This is a genomic window from Pseudoalteromonas sp. 0303, assembly GCF_013349995.1.
In the GTDB taxonomy this organism is placed as follows: Bacteria; Pseudomonadota; Gammaproteobacteria; order Enterobacterales; family Alteromonadaceae; genus Pseudoalteromonas.
On record NZ_JABVXF010000016.1, the window covers coordinates 1 to 14,956 of the forward strand.

General features: G+C 38.0%; 17 protein-coding genes. 12 read left to right on the top strand and 5 right to left on the bottom strand.

Annotated elements, in window-relative coordinates; genetic code table 11:
* Positions 1–84 precede the first annotated feature (84 nt).
* Positions 85–471: a hypothetical protein gene (locus tag HUS62_RS11785; RefSeq protein WP_175079661.1), complete on the top strand. Its 387-nt coding sequence runs from the start codon at positions 85–87 to the stop codon at positions 469–471.
* A gap of 413 nt (positions 472–884) precedes the next feature.
* Positions 885–2,576: a phosphoadenosine phosphosulfate reductase family protein gene (locus tag HUS62_RS11790; protein WP_175079662.1), complete on the top strand. Its 1,692-nt coding sequence runs from the start codon at positions 885–887 to the stop codon at positions 2,574–2,576.
* Positions 2,577–2,667: 91 nt separating this feature from the next.
* Here HUS62_RS11790 and HUS62_RS11795 read toward each other — a convergent pair whose 3' ends face one another.
* Positions 2,668–2,949: a hypothetical protein gene (locus HUS62_RS11795; protein WP_175079663.1), complete on the bottom strand. Its 282-nt coding sequence runs from the start codon at positions 2,947–2,949 to the stop codon at positions 2,668–2,670.
* Between the two features lie 118 nt (positions 2,950–3,067).
* Between HUS62_RS11795 and HUS62_RS11800 the strand changes: the two genes are divergently transcribed.
* The 6 genes from HUS62_RS11800 (at position 3,068) to HUS62_RS11825 (ending at position 6,670) form a co-directional block, all read left to right on the top strand.
* Positions 3,068–4,198, top strand: coding sequence for a phosphohydrolase (locus tag HUS62_RS11800; RefSeq protein ID WP_175079664.1), 1,131 nt, complete (start codon positions 3,068–3,070; stop codon positions 4,196–4,198).
* Positions 4,199–4,355: 157 nt separating this feature from the next.
* Positions 4,356–4,610, top strand: coding sequence for a hypothetical protein (locus HUS62_RS11805; protein WP_175079665.1), 255 nt, complete (start codon positions 4,356–4,358; stop codon positions 4,608–4,610).
* A 48-nt stretch (positions 4,611–4,658) separates the two neighbouring features.
* A complete protein-coding gene (locus tag HUS62_RS11810; protein WP_175079666.1) occupies positions 4,659–5,006 on the top strand; it encodes a hypothetical protein in 348 nt (115 codons plus the stop codon).
* 38 nt (positions 5,007–5,044) lie between these two features.
* The gene (locus tag HUS62_RS11815) at positions 5,045–5,239 is read left to right on the top strand and encodes a hypothetical protein (protein WP_175079667.1); all 195 of its coding nucleotides are present in this window, start codon (positions 5,045–5,047) and stop codon (positions 5,237–5,239) included.
* 13 nt (positions 5,240–5,252) lie between these two features.
* Positions 5,253–5,723 carry a GIY-YIG nuclease family protein gene (locus HUS62_RS11820; RefSeq protein WP_175079668.1) on the top strand — a complete coding sequence of 157 codons (471 nt, stop codon included), beginning with the start codon at positions 5,253–5,255 and terminating at the stop codon, positions 5,721–5,723.
* Positions 5,724–5,905: 182 nt separating this feature from the next.
* Positions 5,906–6,670, top strand: a complete 765-nt coding sequence (locus tag HUS62_RS11825; protein WP_175079669.1) for a hypothetical protein — start codon at positions 5,906–5,908, stop codon at positions 6,668–6,670.
* A 393-nt stretch (positions 6,671–7,063) separates the two neighbouring features.
* On the opposite strand, the gene HUS62_RS11830 is transcribed toward HUS62_RS11825, so the two are convergent.
* Positions 7,064–8,734, bottom strand: a complete 1,671-nt coding sequence (locus HUS62_RS11830) for a DUF4942 domain-containing protein (RefSeq protein WP_175079670.1) — start codon at positions 8,732–8,734, stop codon at positions 7,064–7,066.
* A 152-nt stretch (positions 8,735–8,886) separates the two neighbouring features.
* Between HUS62_RS11830 and HUS62_RS11835 the strand changes: the two genes are divergently transcribed.
* Positions 8,887–10,233, top strand: coding sequence for a pentapeptide repeat-containing protein (locus HUS62_RS11835; protein ID WP_175079671.1), 1,347 nt, complete (start codon positions 8,887–8,889; stop codon positions 10,231–10,233).
* 13 nt (positions 10,234–10,246) lie between these two features.
* On the opposite strand, the gene HUS62_RS11840 is transcribed toward HUS62_RS11835, so the two are convergent.
* Positions 10,247–10,450, bottom strand: a complete 204-nt coding sequence (locus HUS62_RS11840) for a hypothetical protein (protein WP_175079672.1) — start codon at positions 10,448–10,450, stop codon at positions 10,247–10,249.
* Positions 10,451–10,823: 373 nt separating this feature from the next.
* Complete coding sequence (locus tag HUS62_RS11845) at positions 10,824–11,126, bottom strand: hypothetical protein (RefSeq protein ID WP_175079673.1); 303 nt, start codon at positions 11,124–11,126, stop codon at positions 10,824–10,826.
* Positions 11,127–11,319: 193 nt separating this feature from the next.
* Here HUS62_RS11845 and HUS62_RS11850 point away from each other — a divergent pair, with 193 nt between their 5' ends.
* The 3 genes from HUS62_RS11850 (at position 11,320) to HUS62_RS11860 (ending at position 14,227) form a co-directional block, all read left to right on the top strand.
* Positions 11,320–11,742 carry a LexA family transcriptional regulator gene (locus HUS62_RS11850; RefSeq protein ID WP_175079674.1) on the top strand — a complete coding sequence of 141 codons (423 nt, stop codon included), beginning with the start codon at positions 11,320–11,322 and terminating at the stop codon, positions 11,740–11,742.
* 2 nt (positions 11,743–11,744) lie between these two features.
* A complete protein-coding gene (locus HUS62_RS11855; RefSeq protein WP_175079675.1) occupies positions 11,745–13,025 on the top strand; it encodes a Y-family DNA polymerase in 1,281 nt (426 codons plus the stop codon).
* A gap of 215 nt (positions 13,026–13,240) precedes the next feature.
* The gene (locus HUS62_RS11860) at positions 13,241–14,227 is read left to right on the top strand and encodes a hypothetical protein (protein WP_175079676.1); all 987 of its coding nucleotides are present in this window, start codon (positions 13,241–13,243) and stop codon (positions 14,225–14,227) included.
* Positions 14,228–14,443: 216 nt separating this feature from the next.
* Here the strand turns inward: HUS62_RS11860 and HUS62_RS11865 are convergent, their stop codons facing one another.
* Entirely contained in the window at positions 14,444–14,902 is a 459-nt protein-coding gene (locus tag HUS62_RS11865; RefSeq protein ID WP_175079677.1) for a hypothetical protein, read from the bottom strand.
* Positions 14,903–14,956 lie beyond the last annotated feature (54 nt).

Below are 14,956 nucleotides of genomic sequence, written 5' to 3' on the forward strand. Positions count from 1 at the left end.
CGTGACCAAGGTGATTATTATGCCTTGATCTGATCACTACATATTCTATAAGTTCAATTTATAATGATCTTGCCGTGCCTAGTAATGTCAGCCTTAGCATTTTTTGCTGGTGTATCTTACACAAAAGCAGTAAGCGAAAAATCGATGATTGAAGTAACTGATTTAATTGCTGGTTATGCGAAAGTTCAAACGTTTAATCCAGAAGAAATTTCAAAGCGCATTACATCGGAAGGAGCAACACCTGCAGAGCTGGCATCTTATATCGAGCGCTATATTAAACTCCACCAGCTCAAAGGGGTGATGCTAATTGATGAAAGCTATGTAGTTGCAAAGCCTAATTTCTCATCATCAGCAACGCTTACTATGGGCGAACTTAATCAGCTAAGCGAGAAGTACAATATTAAAACTGAAATTGATTATGATTCACTACTAAATGAGTTCAATAAAGCAGTTGAAAGCGCTAAGAATTAAAACACTTTAGATCCCAACTAAAAACCGCCTTTTACAGGCGGTTTTTTTTGAGCTCTGCTCAGTTCTTGATATCGATTGAGTTTTATAGAATATAAAAATCAACCCAAGCAGCCTAATGTTTTGAATTCACCTCAAGTATTCATTGACCGCGAGAGCAATACAAAAACACGGCGCGATGGCCTACTTCTACTGTGCATAAGTAATTATGAATTTCACTTATGCACAAATTCTGTGGAAAATGCTATTTAGCTCTCTAAAATCATTGCCATACAACAGTCAAATAAACATTGTAATTTTCATCAATTCACCCTACTCCACCAGCACTGTAAAAAGTGATTATTTCTCTTAAAAATGCCCGATTTTAAATAACGCTTAACCTAGTTGTTAAGTTATTAATTTCTGGAATTATTCCGATGGATTCTCATACAAAATTACACCCGAAAGTAAAAAGCGCAATCACCAGTATCAAACAAAAAATTATCGAGGGGTGGTCTGTAGCAATCGGTTTATCTGGCAAAGACTCATTTGTAACAACACACTGTGCAATTGAAGCTTTAAAACAGGCTATTGATGAAGGCTATAAGGTGTCACCTATGTCGATTTACACTATCGATACTAGTATCGATAACTTTGAGATTATGGATTTCATGCTCGACGTTCACCAATCCATTGACGATTACGCCAACTCTCATCAGTTGCCAATTCAAACAGAAGTTCTTAAACCCCACCTAATGACAAGACCCATGGTTCAATACCTAGGTCGAGGGCTATTACTTAGAACAGCTCAAAACCAACACAACGGTAGGCAATGCACTTATGTTTGGAAAATAAAAGTGCTTGAAGACCACTTACGTGGACTTGAAAATTCTCTTGGCACATCAAAAGTATTGTCAATATCAGGTGTACGTGATTCAGAAAGTTCAATTAGGGCTATAAACATTAAAAAGCGTGGTGAGAGCATCGATGTCGTAACAAAAACAGATATAGGATATAAGCTAGCTCCCATCAAAGATTGGTCTCTCAGCGATGTCTGGTCTCTAATATCATTTATTGAAGACGGCGAAATTGAGTCTTTTGGTGAAGATGTTGTCACCGACTTAAGAAAACATTATGCAGCTGGTAATTCTGGTGTTTGTGATTTGCTTGCGGGTTCTTCAACTGGGCAATCTAAACCTTGTAGCGCCCGTTTTGGCTGCACTCTCTGCGCAATAGTCCCCAAAGATAACAGCCTTATTAACCAGATTGAAACCAATGAAGAAAAATATGGATACATGAGAGGCGTAGCAGAGCTAAGAAATTTTATGCTCCACAGCTTAAATGACTTCAACTTATCCCGTAACTCTGTTGGTAAACAGATTGATAAGGATGGTAACGTAAAATTAAAGTACAACGATTACTCTATTGAGTTCCGTCAATCGCTATTACGTATGGTGCTCACACTGGATGCAATTGAACAAGAACGTACTGACAACCCTAAATTTCAGTTAGTCGACTATTCAACACTTATAGCCATACAGTGGAACTGGGCAATCGAAGGTGGGGAAGGTTCATTCGGATCAGCTATTAAGATTTGGCATGATGTGCACACAAATGGCGAACGCTACCCAATACCATGTATTGAAATGACGCCAGCAAAAAAGAACCTTACCGCTAGATATGTCAGCATCAGCAAATTACTTGAATCTGAAAACCCTAAAGGTTTAGAGATGACCAGCGAAGAGAAATCGAAGTACCAACCTCACGCGATCTTCTCTGATGAAGGTGTTATTCATACAATGCCATATTTTACTTCTGATAAAACTCAAGTAGTTGAAGGAATGGGCTGGGAATACATTGAATGTATTTACACACATTACGAGAGTGAAGGGCTAACAAAAGATGATAGTATATGCCCTACAGCCATAATTAAAGATTTAATGCAGCGCGGCATAGTCACTGTTCAAAGCAGCAGTTTAAATAGACTAAATGAGAGAGTTAAACGCGCTCAAGCAATTAATGCTATTAAAGCCAGAGGGGGAGACATAGAAAGCTATTTGTTGCTTAATTCTTCGGATACCCCAATTAAACATGAAATAGAGGAATCATTTCAGGTTGAACTTTTCTAGTTTAAATACTCAATAATGGATATGTCCGTCTTCTTTAAGGTGGGCTAGCCTAGTCTTACAATAACGATTAAAAACTGTGCTAAAAAGGCCGTTAGTCACGGCCTTTTTGGATACCAAAAAACTCTCCCAATGTTTTCTCTTGCAGCTCTGGTAAGCGTTCCACTAACCAGCCTATATAATCTAGCCCTGGGTTCGCTCGATTAGCATTAAGTCTATTAATGAAGGCCTGAACTTCACTATCAGTGCCATCCATACCATACACCTTACGATAAAGCTCCTTCGCTTTGCCTATCTCTTTGATTTGTTGGCAAGCACGCTCAATAAAGTGCTTACCAAAATCCTCTTTTTTTCTCGGCATAGTTCTTTTATTCACTTTTCTAATCCACGCACTATAGGTGTTTTTACAAAATATATCAAAATTGATATTGCCATATATCAACTTTGATATATTATAGGTATATCAAAGTTGATATGTAAACAAGGTTGTAAAAATGCTTTCATCAAACATTGCTGAAATAGACAAACACGATGATCAGATTACTATTCCAACGTTGCGTCAAGGTCTACTGGCTACATCTGATAAAATCATTGCACTGGAGCCAGCTATGCCAGGTGTTTACTTCAATGCTCCAGATATCGAGTTGAATTATGATGTAGCTGTTGTGTGCATGTCGGGTGGTAAAGATAGTTTCGCGGCACTTAAGCGCCTTCTCGATATTGGATTCCCGAAATCGAAGATTGAAATGTGGTACCATCTTGTTGATGGTAATGAAGGTTCAACTCTAATGGATTGGGCCTTTATAGATGATTATTGCGTCAAATTTTCAGAAGCTGTTGGCATCCCTCTTTACTTTTCTTGGCTAAAGCATGGGTTTGAAGGAGAGATGCTTAAAAATGATACTAAAAGTCACTCTCATATTATTCAAACGCCTGAAGGTCTTATTGAACTTACACGAAACAACGCAAAAACAGACACACGCCTAAAGTTCCCTCAGCAAGCGGCATCACTTCAAACAAGGTGGTGTAGCTCGGCACTAAAAATAGATGTTGGCCGTAGGGGGATAACAAGCCAAGATCGTTTCATTGGTAAACGTGTGCTATTTGTCACTGGTGTGCGCCGAGAAGAATCAGGTAATAGAGCTAGATACAATCAACTTGAACCTCATGCTGGTGACACTTTAAGAAAATCAAAATCACCACGCAAACCTCGTCATATAGATGCATGGCGGCCCGTCCTGCACTATAGCGAAGAACAAGTGTGGCAATCACTTGCTGATTGGCGCTTAGTAGCTCCAGTGCCTTACCGATTGGGTTGGAGCAGAAGCTCCTGCCAAACTTGTATTTTTAATGGTGATCGTATCTGGGCAACCATTGGCCAATACTTCCCTGAGAAGCTTAAAGCTATTGCTGACTATGAACGTCAATTTGCTACAGCTATCAGTCGCAAAGGGCTCACCGTATCCGAGAGAGCGGCTATTGCTAACCCCCTGATAATTGATGATCAGGTTGCTTTAATGCAGGCTTCCCATAGAGAGTACACATTACCTATTTTTCTTCGTGAAGGAGAGGCTTGGAAATTGCCTGCTGGTGCATTTGGTATAGAAAGTTCAGGTGCCAGCTAATATCGCGTACCTGCATAGAAAATTCTGTTTTGATTCAAATTAATTATAACACCAAAGCCATCATTCTCCGTGTTATAGTCTTTTGAATATATAGAGGGCTTTCCTCGGGTACCAGTTAATTGAGAGTTACCCATCATAGAACTTATTGGAGATTTGAATGGACGTTCTAGTTATTATCTTAATTAATCTCATTGGGGCTGGATTAGTTACCAGAATAGAAAAAACTCGCGGTAAAATTGATGAAGACAAGAAAAGTTTATTCATGGGGCAATGGCCCTATAACCTTATTTTGCTCTTCGGCACATTAGGGGTATTAACTACAAGTGCAGTGAGTATTTTTGTGTGCGTGGTAAGTGCGACTGTAATCTTTTATTTTTTAGCGATAGTAAAAGCATACAGAGTGACAAAGTAGGCCAACCAATACAATTATTGGCTGGTGGATATTTGAGAGGTGACGCTTATGAAAAACCCTTTGAAACTGCGGTTTAACGTGGAAGAAAATACTATACTCCGTTTTTGTACCGCTATTATATTTATTTTGCTACTTCTAGGTGTGTGGCAATTTAATCATCACTGGAATAAAAAGCACACCCTTAAGATAATTGATGTAGGTGCAGCTATCGACGCCGACTATACCATCAGTCGATTTGATGGTGATACAACCAAGGTTTCAGCAACTGGCGGGACATTTCTTGTTGCTGGAGTATTTCAAGTTATCAAGGGAAACAAACTTATTCTTGAACTAAGTAGTAGCGGTCGTCAAAAGCTATGCGATACCGTTCAAAACATTTGTTTTAATTTAATTTGAAGCTTATATAAAGGCATTAGGTAAACTGGGAGTATTGCATGGCAATTTGGCAAGAAAATACTGGCGTAAAGCCTAATTTAGACTTTGTAGATGTTCGGTTTGATAATTGCACTAGTGATGATGCAGCATTATCAGAGAAACAAATATATGGCATTCATGTAGATGAGCTTGAATGGCACTTAAACCAAGGTGGGGCTGAACCAACTCACTTCAAACCATTAAACAGACAATAGTGGAATTCAGAGTTTGAAGGTTATTCAGAATTTAGAAGAAGCAAAAGTTTACAAGCGGGGGTGGACTTATGTGCTTTTATCTAAAAACAAAAGAATAATGAAGATAGGCAAGGCAACTACAAACCTTAAAAAACGTGTATATCAGCATCTACATTGTAAATCATACAAACCATACGAGTTTCAATTTTTGCTTGCTTTAGATAGTGCTCAGTATGAATTATTGCTTCATCGTTATTTTGATGAATATCGCTGCCAATATAAGTGGCTTCATGGGGAAATGAAGGGGCAACACTTCACTAAGAAAGAGGCTAGCATTATGGCCTTAAAACTTTTTAAAAGTGATAGCACTAGCTATAACTCTACTTTCGAGGCTTTTTGGAAAAACACTCTAGTTACAAGGAATGAGATTTTTTCCATACCACCGCGCAAGGTTGGCTCAAAATTAGAAGATTTAATAAAGCAAATCGTGGTAGGTTTAGTTTAAATAAAAGAACTATTGGAACAAGCAATAAACCAAAATCAAATAATGTGACTTCAATGAAAGCCACTATCAAAAACTCATAAAGCCATAGCTACGAAAATGTTTTAAACAGCTTAAACCGCATAAGTTTTGTTTTTAATCTAAAAATATTTGGCATACCTTATTTTAAAAATTAGAGCCCATGTATGAAATTTAAATTACAACTGTTTCGCCCCCCGCAGAAAATAGAGAAAATCGATGCGTTTAAACAAGAGTTAATCGACTCAGGAAGCAGCGCTGAATCTAAAACCTTAGATGAAACAATAATTGATGCTCACTTTTTGGAGTACATGTCCTACCCCATCAGCAGCTCATATAAGGACGTATTTTTATCTTCTATAAAAGGACTTGTTAAAAATGACTACCTCTCACCTTCAATCAATTGGCGCGAAGCAGTACACAGATTAGATTGTTTTGGCTGGGAAGATGTGCGAAATGACATCCTTACCTATTTCACAAGCAATGTTCAAGGACGCTTATTCCCAACAACGGGCTCCTCAAAGGAAATGGAACTACATTTTGTTGGGCATTTAGGTTACTGCCATATCGGAAACAATCGACTTGTAGCTGCAAAAGCTTGGTTAACCCACAAATATAAAGATGAAGCACAACTTCTAAATATAGACTGTACAATCAGAGAGTTATATCCAGAATATAAATTAATATTAGAACAAAGCCTCAAGCAAGAGTCAAAACTATCTCTAGGATACTCTGACAGGTGGGGCATTCTCTACAACAATCGAGATATAAAGAACATTATGCGAATCGATATAAAAGAGTCTGGCACTAAGTTTTATGAGGTTTCAGGTTCCAAGCCTACTGAGATTAAAGGTTTAATAAATAAGTGGCTCTGCAGACTTGTAACATACAATCTCTTAAACAAAAATTTTATTAAGCTTATATTAAAATGAGAATTAACAAAGGAAGTATTTAAATATGAATAACATTTCTGCACTAATGGCGTTTGTTGATGCAAATTGTTTGAGTAGGAAAAAACCTACCAATATTTCTTTTTTTTAGTAAACCTTAATAACACCATTCACCAAGGAAGTGTTACAGGTAAGTTTATACCAAGACCTAATGGACCATGTATTGAGTTAAATTCAACAGCAAAAGGTTGGGGGTTAAAATCACTTCATATTTACCCTAGATCAGATTCATTAGAAACTGACAAGGATGGTGAAACACTGACTGTGACAAGAGTTTGTGGTGAAAAATTCACCTTATCTGTAATTAAATAACACACCCCATTATCTACTTAATGAAGTGTGCTATTTACAATACATGATTCCGGTTTAGTTCACTTAATTTATTGAATAGTCAACACCGAGCGCCAGTACATCACCAGTAGAAGTGAGCTTAAAGTTAGCATCAAAGCTCATTTCTGCAATCTCAATATCAACGCCCATTTCTTCAGCCGCTTCTTTTGGTGACTTCACCCAGCCTTTTAATTTACCAAATTGAACATTCATCTTAGCCAAAAATGCTTGGTTGAGCTTTAAATGCAAGTTGCCATTGTAATAAGCGCGACATTCAAAAAGAGTCACGTACTTTTCTGCTGAATGATCATAATAAGTGAAAACCTTTTTAGCTGAGTCATTCCAATCAAAATCACGCGCTCGTTCGCACCCTGTTGAGTCAAAACCTAAATTACCAGCAATGGTGCATAAATCATTTAAAAAGACCTCTGCGCGTCGAGAGAGCCCATTTGTTGAGCCGTAACCATCAGTGCGGCCCCCTTCTCTTGTTACAACTATGCGATAATCCAGAGCAAACCTATCAAGACCCTCTGGCGAGCGATACACATAACGCCACTGCTCTTTACCAAACGTTTTTTCATTTGATTTATAAAGAACGATACTCGATTGACTCACCATTTTTTCTACCGTTTCAACAAGCTGATCATCAAAGTACAAGTTTGCGTTCTTGCACATCCACTGCACTAACGCATACGCATTCGATTTATTAAAATCAACGTGAGTATGTTCAAACAAAACCTTCAACAGTTTTTCGCGAGAACTCGCTGTAAGCCTATCTGTAATTTTATCAAAATTAGAAAATAGCTCTCGCCAATATTTATCTTTTAAACTTCCTATTTTTAATTTCAGCGCTTCTTTCACACCGTCAAAACTAACATCGAGCTCCTTTAAAACAACCGTGTCTATTTCTTCTAGTTTTTTATACGTTTGCACCAATGAGCTTAAATCAGTGTCATACATCGATTGTAATGCAGCGACCAAATCAACACCTGGCACCATGGCATTTTGTAAACGACTATCAAAACCACCAGCGTTTTTGTTGTGCTTATTTTTTAATGTATCCGTATGAGATGAATTTTCACTCTCTTCAAAGATGGCAAAATTCTTTTTGAACCAGAGGCTAAAAGGGTCAATTTTTTGTGCGTCACTTCCGAAGCGAGAGTATCTTTTATCAATCAGGCTAATACGTATAACATTCACAACTGCACGTGCTTTACGTTCAGCATTTAGATAGTCATATTCGCCTAGCACTTCGCATTCAGCATCACGCATTTTAATGCACTGCTGTATTGCAACATCATTTACCCACCGAGAAGGGAGAATGAGATAAATATACTTAGCGTTTGCTTCTTCAATAATGCGCTGGGCAAAGTATGAGAACTCTGAATACGGAGGGTTACAAAATACAATATCAGTACGCTTGTCTATTAATGTTTGCTCTTTAAAATCAGTACCCACTACAAAGATATCTTTATCAAGCGAACTCAATAGCGGAACAGACTTTTCAATCGCATAACGTTTGCCTTCCGTTAAAAACTTTAGCGCCTTGCCGTTTCCTGCACCTACATCTAATAAACTCGGACGCTCACCTATTCCCTTCATTGCTTTAAAGTCCGACTTAATCAAATCCAGCTGCTCATCTGTGGTTGGGTACCACTCAAAATCTTGGTTGAATTGCTTGATAGTTTGAATTAACTGCCCAGTATGATGACCCATTCTTAAAACCTCTTTATTAATTGAATTGCTAAACAGATTAATAGAGAAATAAAAACGTGCTTGAATCAAAAACTTAACAACCTTGACTGCTTAATGTAATGCTTACACAATGAATTTAAATAATGATGCAGGTGAACTAAGGACGGCCTTCAATGAAGTCAGATGCCTTTAAAAATGATGGACTACACCAACCAATAACAGAAAAATCATCTTCGAAGCTTAAATTTACTCTTAGCCGGGAGAAGAGTGTAGAGCTCTGGTTAAAAGGTAAGGATGAGTGGAACTTATGGATGAAGAACCACCCGGATACTTACGTTGACTTCAATCATGTAAATTTCTCCCCAGACTCTCTGGCAAGTGTTGCACCAGATGAAGATCTCGCTATTTACGGTAAACATCATCGATATTTAAAAACTATATCTTTTGAAGGCTATATTTTTAATGGCGGTGCAGATTTCACAGGAGCAAACTTCCCCTCACCGACCCACTTTGATGACGCAAGATTCGAAGGTGAAGCCAAATTTTATGGGGCTAAATTTGGTGGTGAAGCAAGTTTTACCAATACCATTTTTAACTCATATGCCAATTTCTCAAATGCTATATTTAGCCGCACTGTTGCTTTTGCTGCTACACACTTCGCTTCAAACACTCATTTTAACTCAGCCACATTTGAATGCATGGCTTATTTCACTGAGGCAGCATTCAATATAACAACAAACTTTTCTCATGCTGAATTTAAAGGCGGCACACACTTTTTGGCGGCAACATTTGACTGTATTTTTGTTGATTTTAAGGAAATTAAGTCAACATCTACATTTAGTTTCGAAGGTGCAATAACAGACCAAATACAAAAGCTTTCATTCAAAGGAAGTACATTCGACAAAGACTTTATCATTGATGGTAACTTTAACTGTATACCTGATTTAAGAGGCACAAAACTAAACCACCACACTGAACTGAGTGATCTAAAGTGCAATCTAATAAGAGAAAAGGCAATTCCATTCACCCCTATTCTTAAAGTTGTTGATAAACTTGACGCTGAAAAGCTCTGCAGGCTTAAAGAGCTCGCTGAGCAAAACAAGAACCACGATAAAGCTTTAATGTTCCACGCTGATGAAATGAGAGCGAAAAGATGGACAAAGCTAAATACAGCGCAATCAATATTGGATTTACTCTACTCAGCAACAAGTAATTATGGCCAAAGCATTATGCGACCTTTGCTGTGGTTGTTCTTATCATTCATGCTGTTTAGTTCATACCTAGCTGGTAAATCTGAACTAGAGATGAGAGAAGCACTTTCACCCGCGGCTACGACTTCAATAGCCACAATGACACCTTTTATTTCCGTTTCCAAAGATGCTAGACAATTTGGGATGGGACAGTTATTTAAAACTGATATACCTAGGAATTATTACCTCTGGAGCTATGCTCATGCCAGCGCTTCATTTGTTTTTATATTCTTAATTGGGCTTGGCTTAAGAAATCGCTTCAGAATTTAAGTTGGTTAAAGTGTTAGATGATTAATTGGCGAAGGAATTCTAGCACTTCTATCCAAAAGGAAAGGTATCCAATACAAATATCAAAGCTAACGACTAATATAGCCCCTAGCACTTCAGGTAAGGTAGCTAGATGCGGATGCAAGTAAGGTGTTAATAAGGGCCAGAATATAGCCACGAAAAAACTAATCCAGAATTGAGTTGTTTGATCTTTAAACATTATTGTTCCTCTTTGTTATTTGTGCACACACAAAAACCCACCGAGGCCAGTTGACCTAGTAAGGATGAATGCGAGCATATTTATTATTGACGCCCCTGAAATGCTAAAAGGTAAAGTATTTTGAAGTAAACTTTGACGCTTTCTAATGTGGGCAGTTGAGAACGAACTAGATTGAACTGTAGCTCAGCAGTTACTTTGTATATCCTCCATATTTTATTCACTATATTGTTACATTATAGCATATATTATTCAGATGTAAAACATACCCACTTTACGCGAGGTAAGGCACTCTCTATCTTTTAGATAAAAGGGGTGCTTGACCGCACCTGCGAAGGCAAAATTTAGCGGTCAAGCGATAAACTGTTATGAATGTTTATGGTTGAGAATTCAGCTCGATTGGAGAGAAAAAATCAGAAATAAGAGGTTTAGCTGTTTTATTAGGCCAAAGTATATTCTCTACTTGTTTGCTCTGCTCCCAATGAACAAAGTCAGGAGCTTTATCTATTTTCGCCTTTTTAATATTTGCACCAGAAGCGCTACTCAAATTATCAGCAACACTTTCAACAAAAGATAACACGTTTGGCTCATCAGTTGCTGCATTATAGTATGCAATCAAAACCCCATTGAAGAAAACGGCTTTATCACCGTCTTCCGAAGAAATTGAACATAAATCCATAGTTACTCCAGCTCATATATTTTTGCCAAAGCTATCATATGTGTTAAATCGCGCCCGATTCTGGGAAAAAGATTTAAATTTAACTAATAATTGATGAAATCACATAGACCGCGAGCCGAAAAGAAACTTCTTGGTTGTAATGTGGAATATTCACATCTAAAATTACTGTTTATTTATACAGTGTTTTGTGATTATGCTTAGCAAACTTACCCCTTCAACCACAGAATTACCTATTGCAGACTTTTCAGTTGCTGCAGGTTTCCCCAATCCATGCGAAGATCACCTATCCGACTCAATCAGTTTAGATGAGCTCCTAATTAAGCGCCCTAGTAGTACATTCCTATTTAGGGTGTCAGGCAACAGCATGTCCCCTGACATTACTGATGGCTCGATAATAATTGTAGATAGGTCAGTAACAATTAAAACTGGACGAATCGTATTAGCTACATTAGACAACGAATTTGTTGTGAAAGAACTACAATTAAAAAACAACAAAGCCGTTTTTATTAGTAAAAACCCCGACTTCGAGCCAATTGAAATTGATATCGATGAAAACAATGACTGGGATACCCATGTAGTCTGGGGGGTTGTCACTGGTTTAATCAAGGTATTCTAATTATGTGGGTTCTTTGCGACATCAATGCTGCTTACGTTTCGTTTTGCCAACTCTTTAACCCCCAATACGACTTTGATAAAACCCCTCTTGGAGTGCTCAGTTCGAACCAGGGTAACGTAGTAGCTCGAAATCAAGCTATCAAAGATTTAGGTATCAAAATGGGAGAACCTGCATTTAAAGTTAAGCAGCTGGTGGCTGCGCATGGTGGCCACTTATGGGGGAGTAATTTCACGCTGTTTGGTGATTTGAGTAACCGTTTTCATACCGAGTTAGAGTATTTCCTATTCGATACAATGCGATACTCTGTTGATGAATGCTTTGGGCGCATCGATATAAACTATACAAAGGATATAAAAGAGTACGCGCACATCATACAGAGGACACTTAAGAGGAACTTAGGTATTGGCTGTGGTTTGGGCATCTCTCAGACAATGACACTAGCCAAGCTTGGAAGTCACTGCGCCAAAAAGAAAGAGTGGAAAGAACACACTAAAGGCGTGGTTGTATTAGATTCGCAATACAAAATTGATTGGGCTCTCAAACATACTCCTGTAGAGGATATTTGGGGGGTTGGAAGTAGAACTACTAAAAAGCTAAATAAATTTGGAATCTATACGGGGTATGACCTTAAAAATGCCGACATTAGTTGGATCAAAAAAACGTTCACAGTTGTTCTTGCCCGTACTGTGGAAGAGTTACGAGGAAAATCTGCGGTTGAATTGAAAGATGTAAACGACTCTCGCGATAGAATTTGCGTATCTCAGAGTATGGGAAAACCGGTGATAGAGCTTACGGAGCTTTCTGAAGCTGTTACAGCACATGCAACAAAGGCTGCGTTTAAACTTCGTCGATTTAAATCTTACACATCAGCAATAACAATATTCATCCACACAGATTCATTTAGACAGGCAGAGCCGCAGTATCATAAGTCACAATCAATTAAGCTACCCTACCCCACCGCGGATACATCAACACTGGTGTCTTATGCAAGCTTTGCATTAAAAGCTATTTATAAGAAGGGGTTTAAATACAAAAAAGCTGGCGTTATTTTTGAAGAACTTTCATTACACGATGATATGCAACAACTTGAACTGTTATCTGAGACTTTACCACTGAATATTAGCTCAAAAACGTTGGTCATTGATGAGATAAATAGAAAATTTGGACGTAGTGCAATAAAGCTCGCAAGTGAAGGGTTCTCTCAGTCTTGGCGGCCTAAAGATGATTTAGCACCTTTGAGTTATACAACAAAACTTTCAGATTTACCTATTGCGAAAGCATAAAGATTATTTAGAAGAACCCTACCAAGGTATAAACCCCAGAGTAAATAAAATAACCCAACCCAATTGAAAGAATGGTAATGTTAAAAGCCAACATGAATAGCTTAAAATTATGCGATAAATCGGGCACTTCCATGATGCACCTACAGTGTTTTTTAATGTTATTAAATCATGTATAGCAGACTATCTTAAATAATTCCTTAAATTAAGGTACAAATATGTACGAAATACCGGTCCCATTTGGTATCAATAACTCAGGCCATTTAATTGCAGCTCAATCGATTCAAGTGGGCGGAACCTATACTTGTCCATATTGTGGTGAAGCGCTTTTGTGTGATTTGCCTTCTATGCAAAATAAGATGCTCATCCACCCAGAAACCAATAACTGCATCAGCCTAAGTGATAGCTATAAGAAAGCCAAAAAACTAATTAAAGATGTCATCTTAGAAAACAAAAAGGCTGAGACAACAATACAGATCCATCAAAATTGCTATCAATGCCTCAAAGAAATACAAAGAGATATAAAATATTGTACATTTGAAGGGGTTCAAACTGATTATTACTACCATGACTCAGTATGTGATGTGATTGGGCAATTTAGCTATAAAGGACAGTCAATCTATTTGGGCATCGAAATTGTATCTGAACAAGAGCAAGACTGGAGACCATATAGCATTTCAAATGGTTCGGCATTAAGAAGCTGGATCAAACTAAAAGCCTCTGACGTTCTTAAAGATCCATACAATTGGCGACCTCTAAACTCAAAGCTATCACCAAGGCTTTGCCAATCATGCAGCAATACCAGCAAGAAAGGCTCTAAAATAATTGCTGTTGCAGATAAGTACTCAATTCCTAGAGAGCTGTACACAACTGCTCGCAAATCCCCTGATAAGCCGTTCATAGCCGACATTGAAACTTGCTATAGATGTTCAGAAGTAATCCCCGTGTTTTGGTGGTTAGGGACGCCATTTTGCGAAGATGAACCACCATTTCCGCGCCCTTATACAATTGAGCTGAGATTTTCCAAGCAATACGGCGGTAAGTACTGGGCAAACACTTGCCCTAATTGTAAATCAATACAAGGTGATAACCACCTCCATGTATTTGAAACAGCGCAATTCAAAGATTTACTATCACCTAAAGTTAAAAACAGGGAGTCTAGAGCTATTAGCATGCTCATGGAGCGTACCAAGCTATTCTATTAATGCGCTAGCTATGGGCGCAGCACTTCACTAATGAAAGGCATTAGTAGGAAGCGTATAGCCGCGTATTCACACACTAAATAAAGCAGCCCTAAAGCCAGGCTAAAGTTAAAGCATAAAATTATGAATATAATCGCGGTGAGTAAGAGGAAAGCTAATAAAATCATAGCTAAGATGTTAGGGTTTTGAATTAGCCAGTATATAAACACTTTCATGGTGTTAACTGCCCAATGCTTCAAAGTCTATCAATTCTCCCGTATATGTATCCTTTACAACCCCATTTTCAACGGTAACGAAGATAACATTATTCAACCCACTCTTCTTAGTAATACGGATAGACGCATATGACGAAACTAGTTTTTTAACTGTATCTTCAAGCGTCTTAACATCACTTAATTTGACGTCATCATGCCCAATTCGTTTTAAAGTAAACATTCGATTACAACTCCTTTGATTGTGATGTGAGTGCCAAGCAGACATGCAAACGATGGCTCTCCCTATCATTGCTATACCAGCCACAAAGCCTATGAACGTCACAAATAGCAGTATGAAATCAGTTTTGCCTGTCATACAAAACAGATAAGCATAGAAAGCTCCTGCACTAAAAAACATCAAACCCAAACACAGCTCAAATAAATTAAGCCATCGCTCGGCCATTGAGTATTGCTGACTATCCATAGAAAACACCAGATAATTAATAACTGACGACCATCCTATGCTATCCAGTAAATC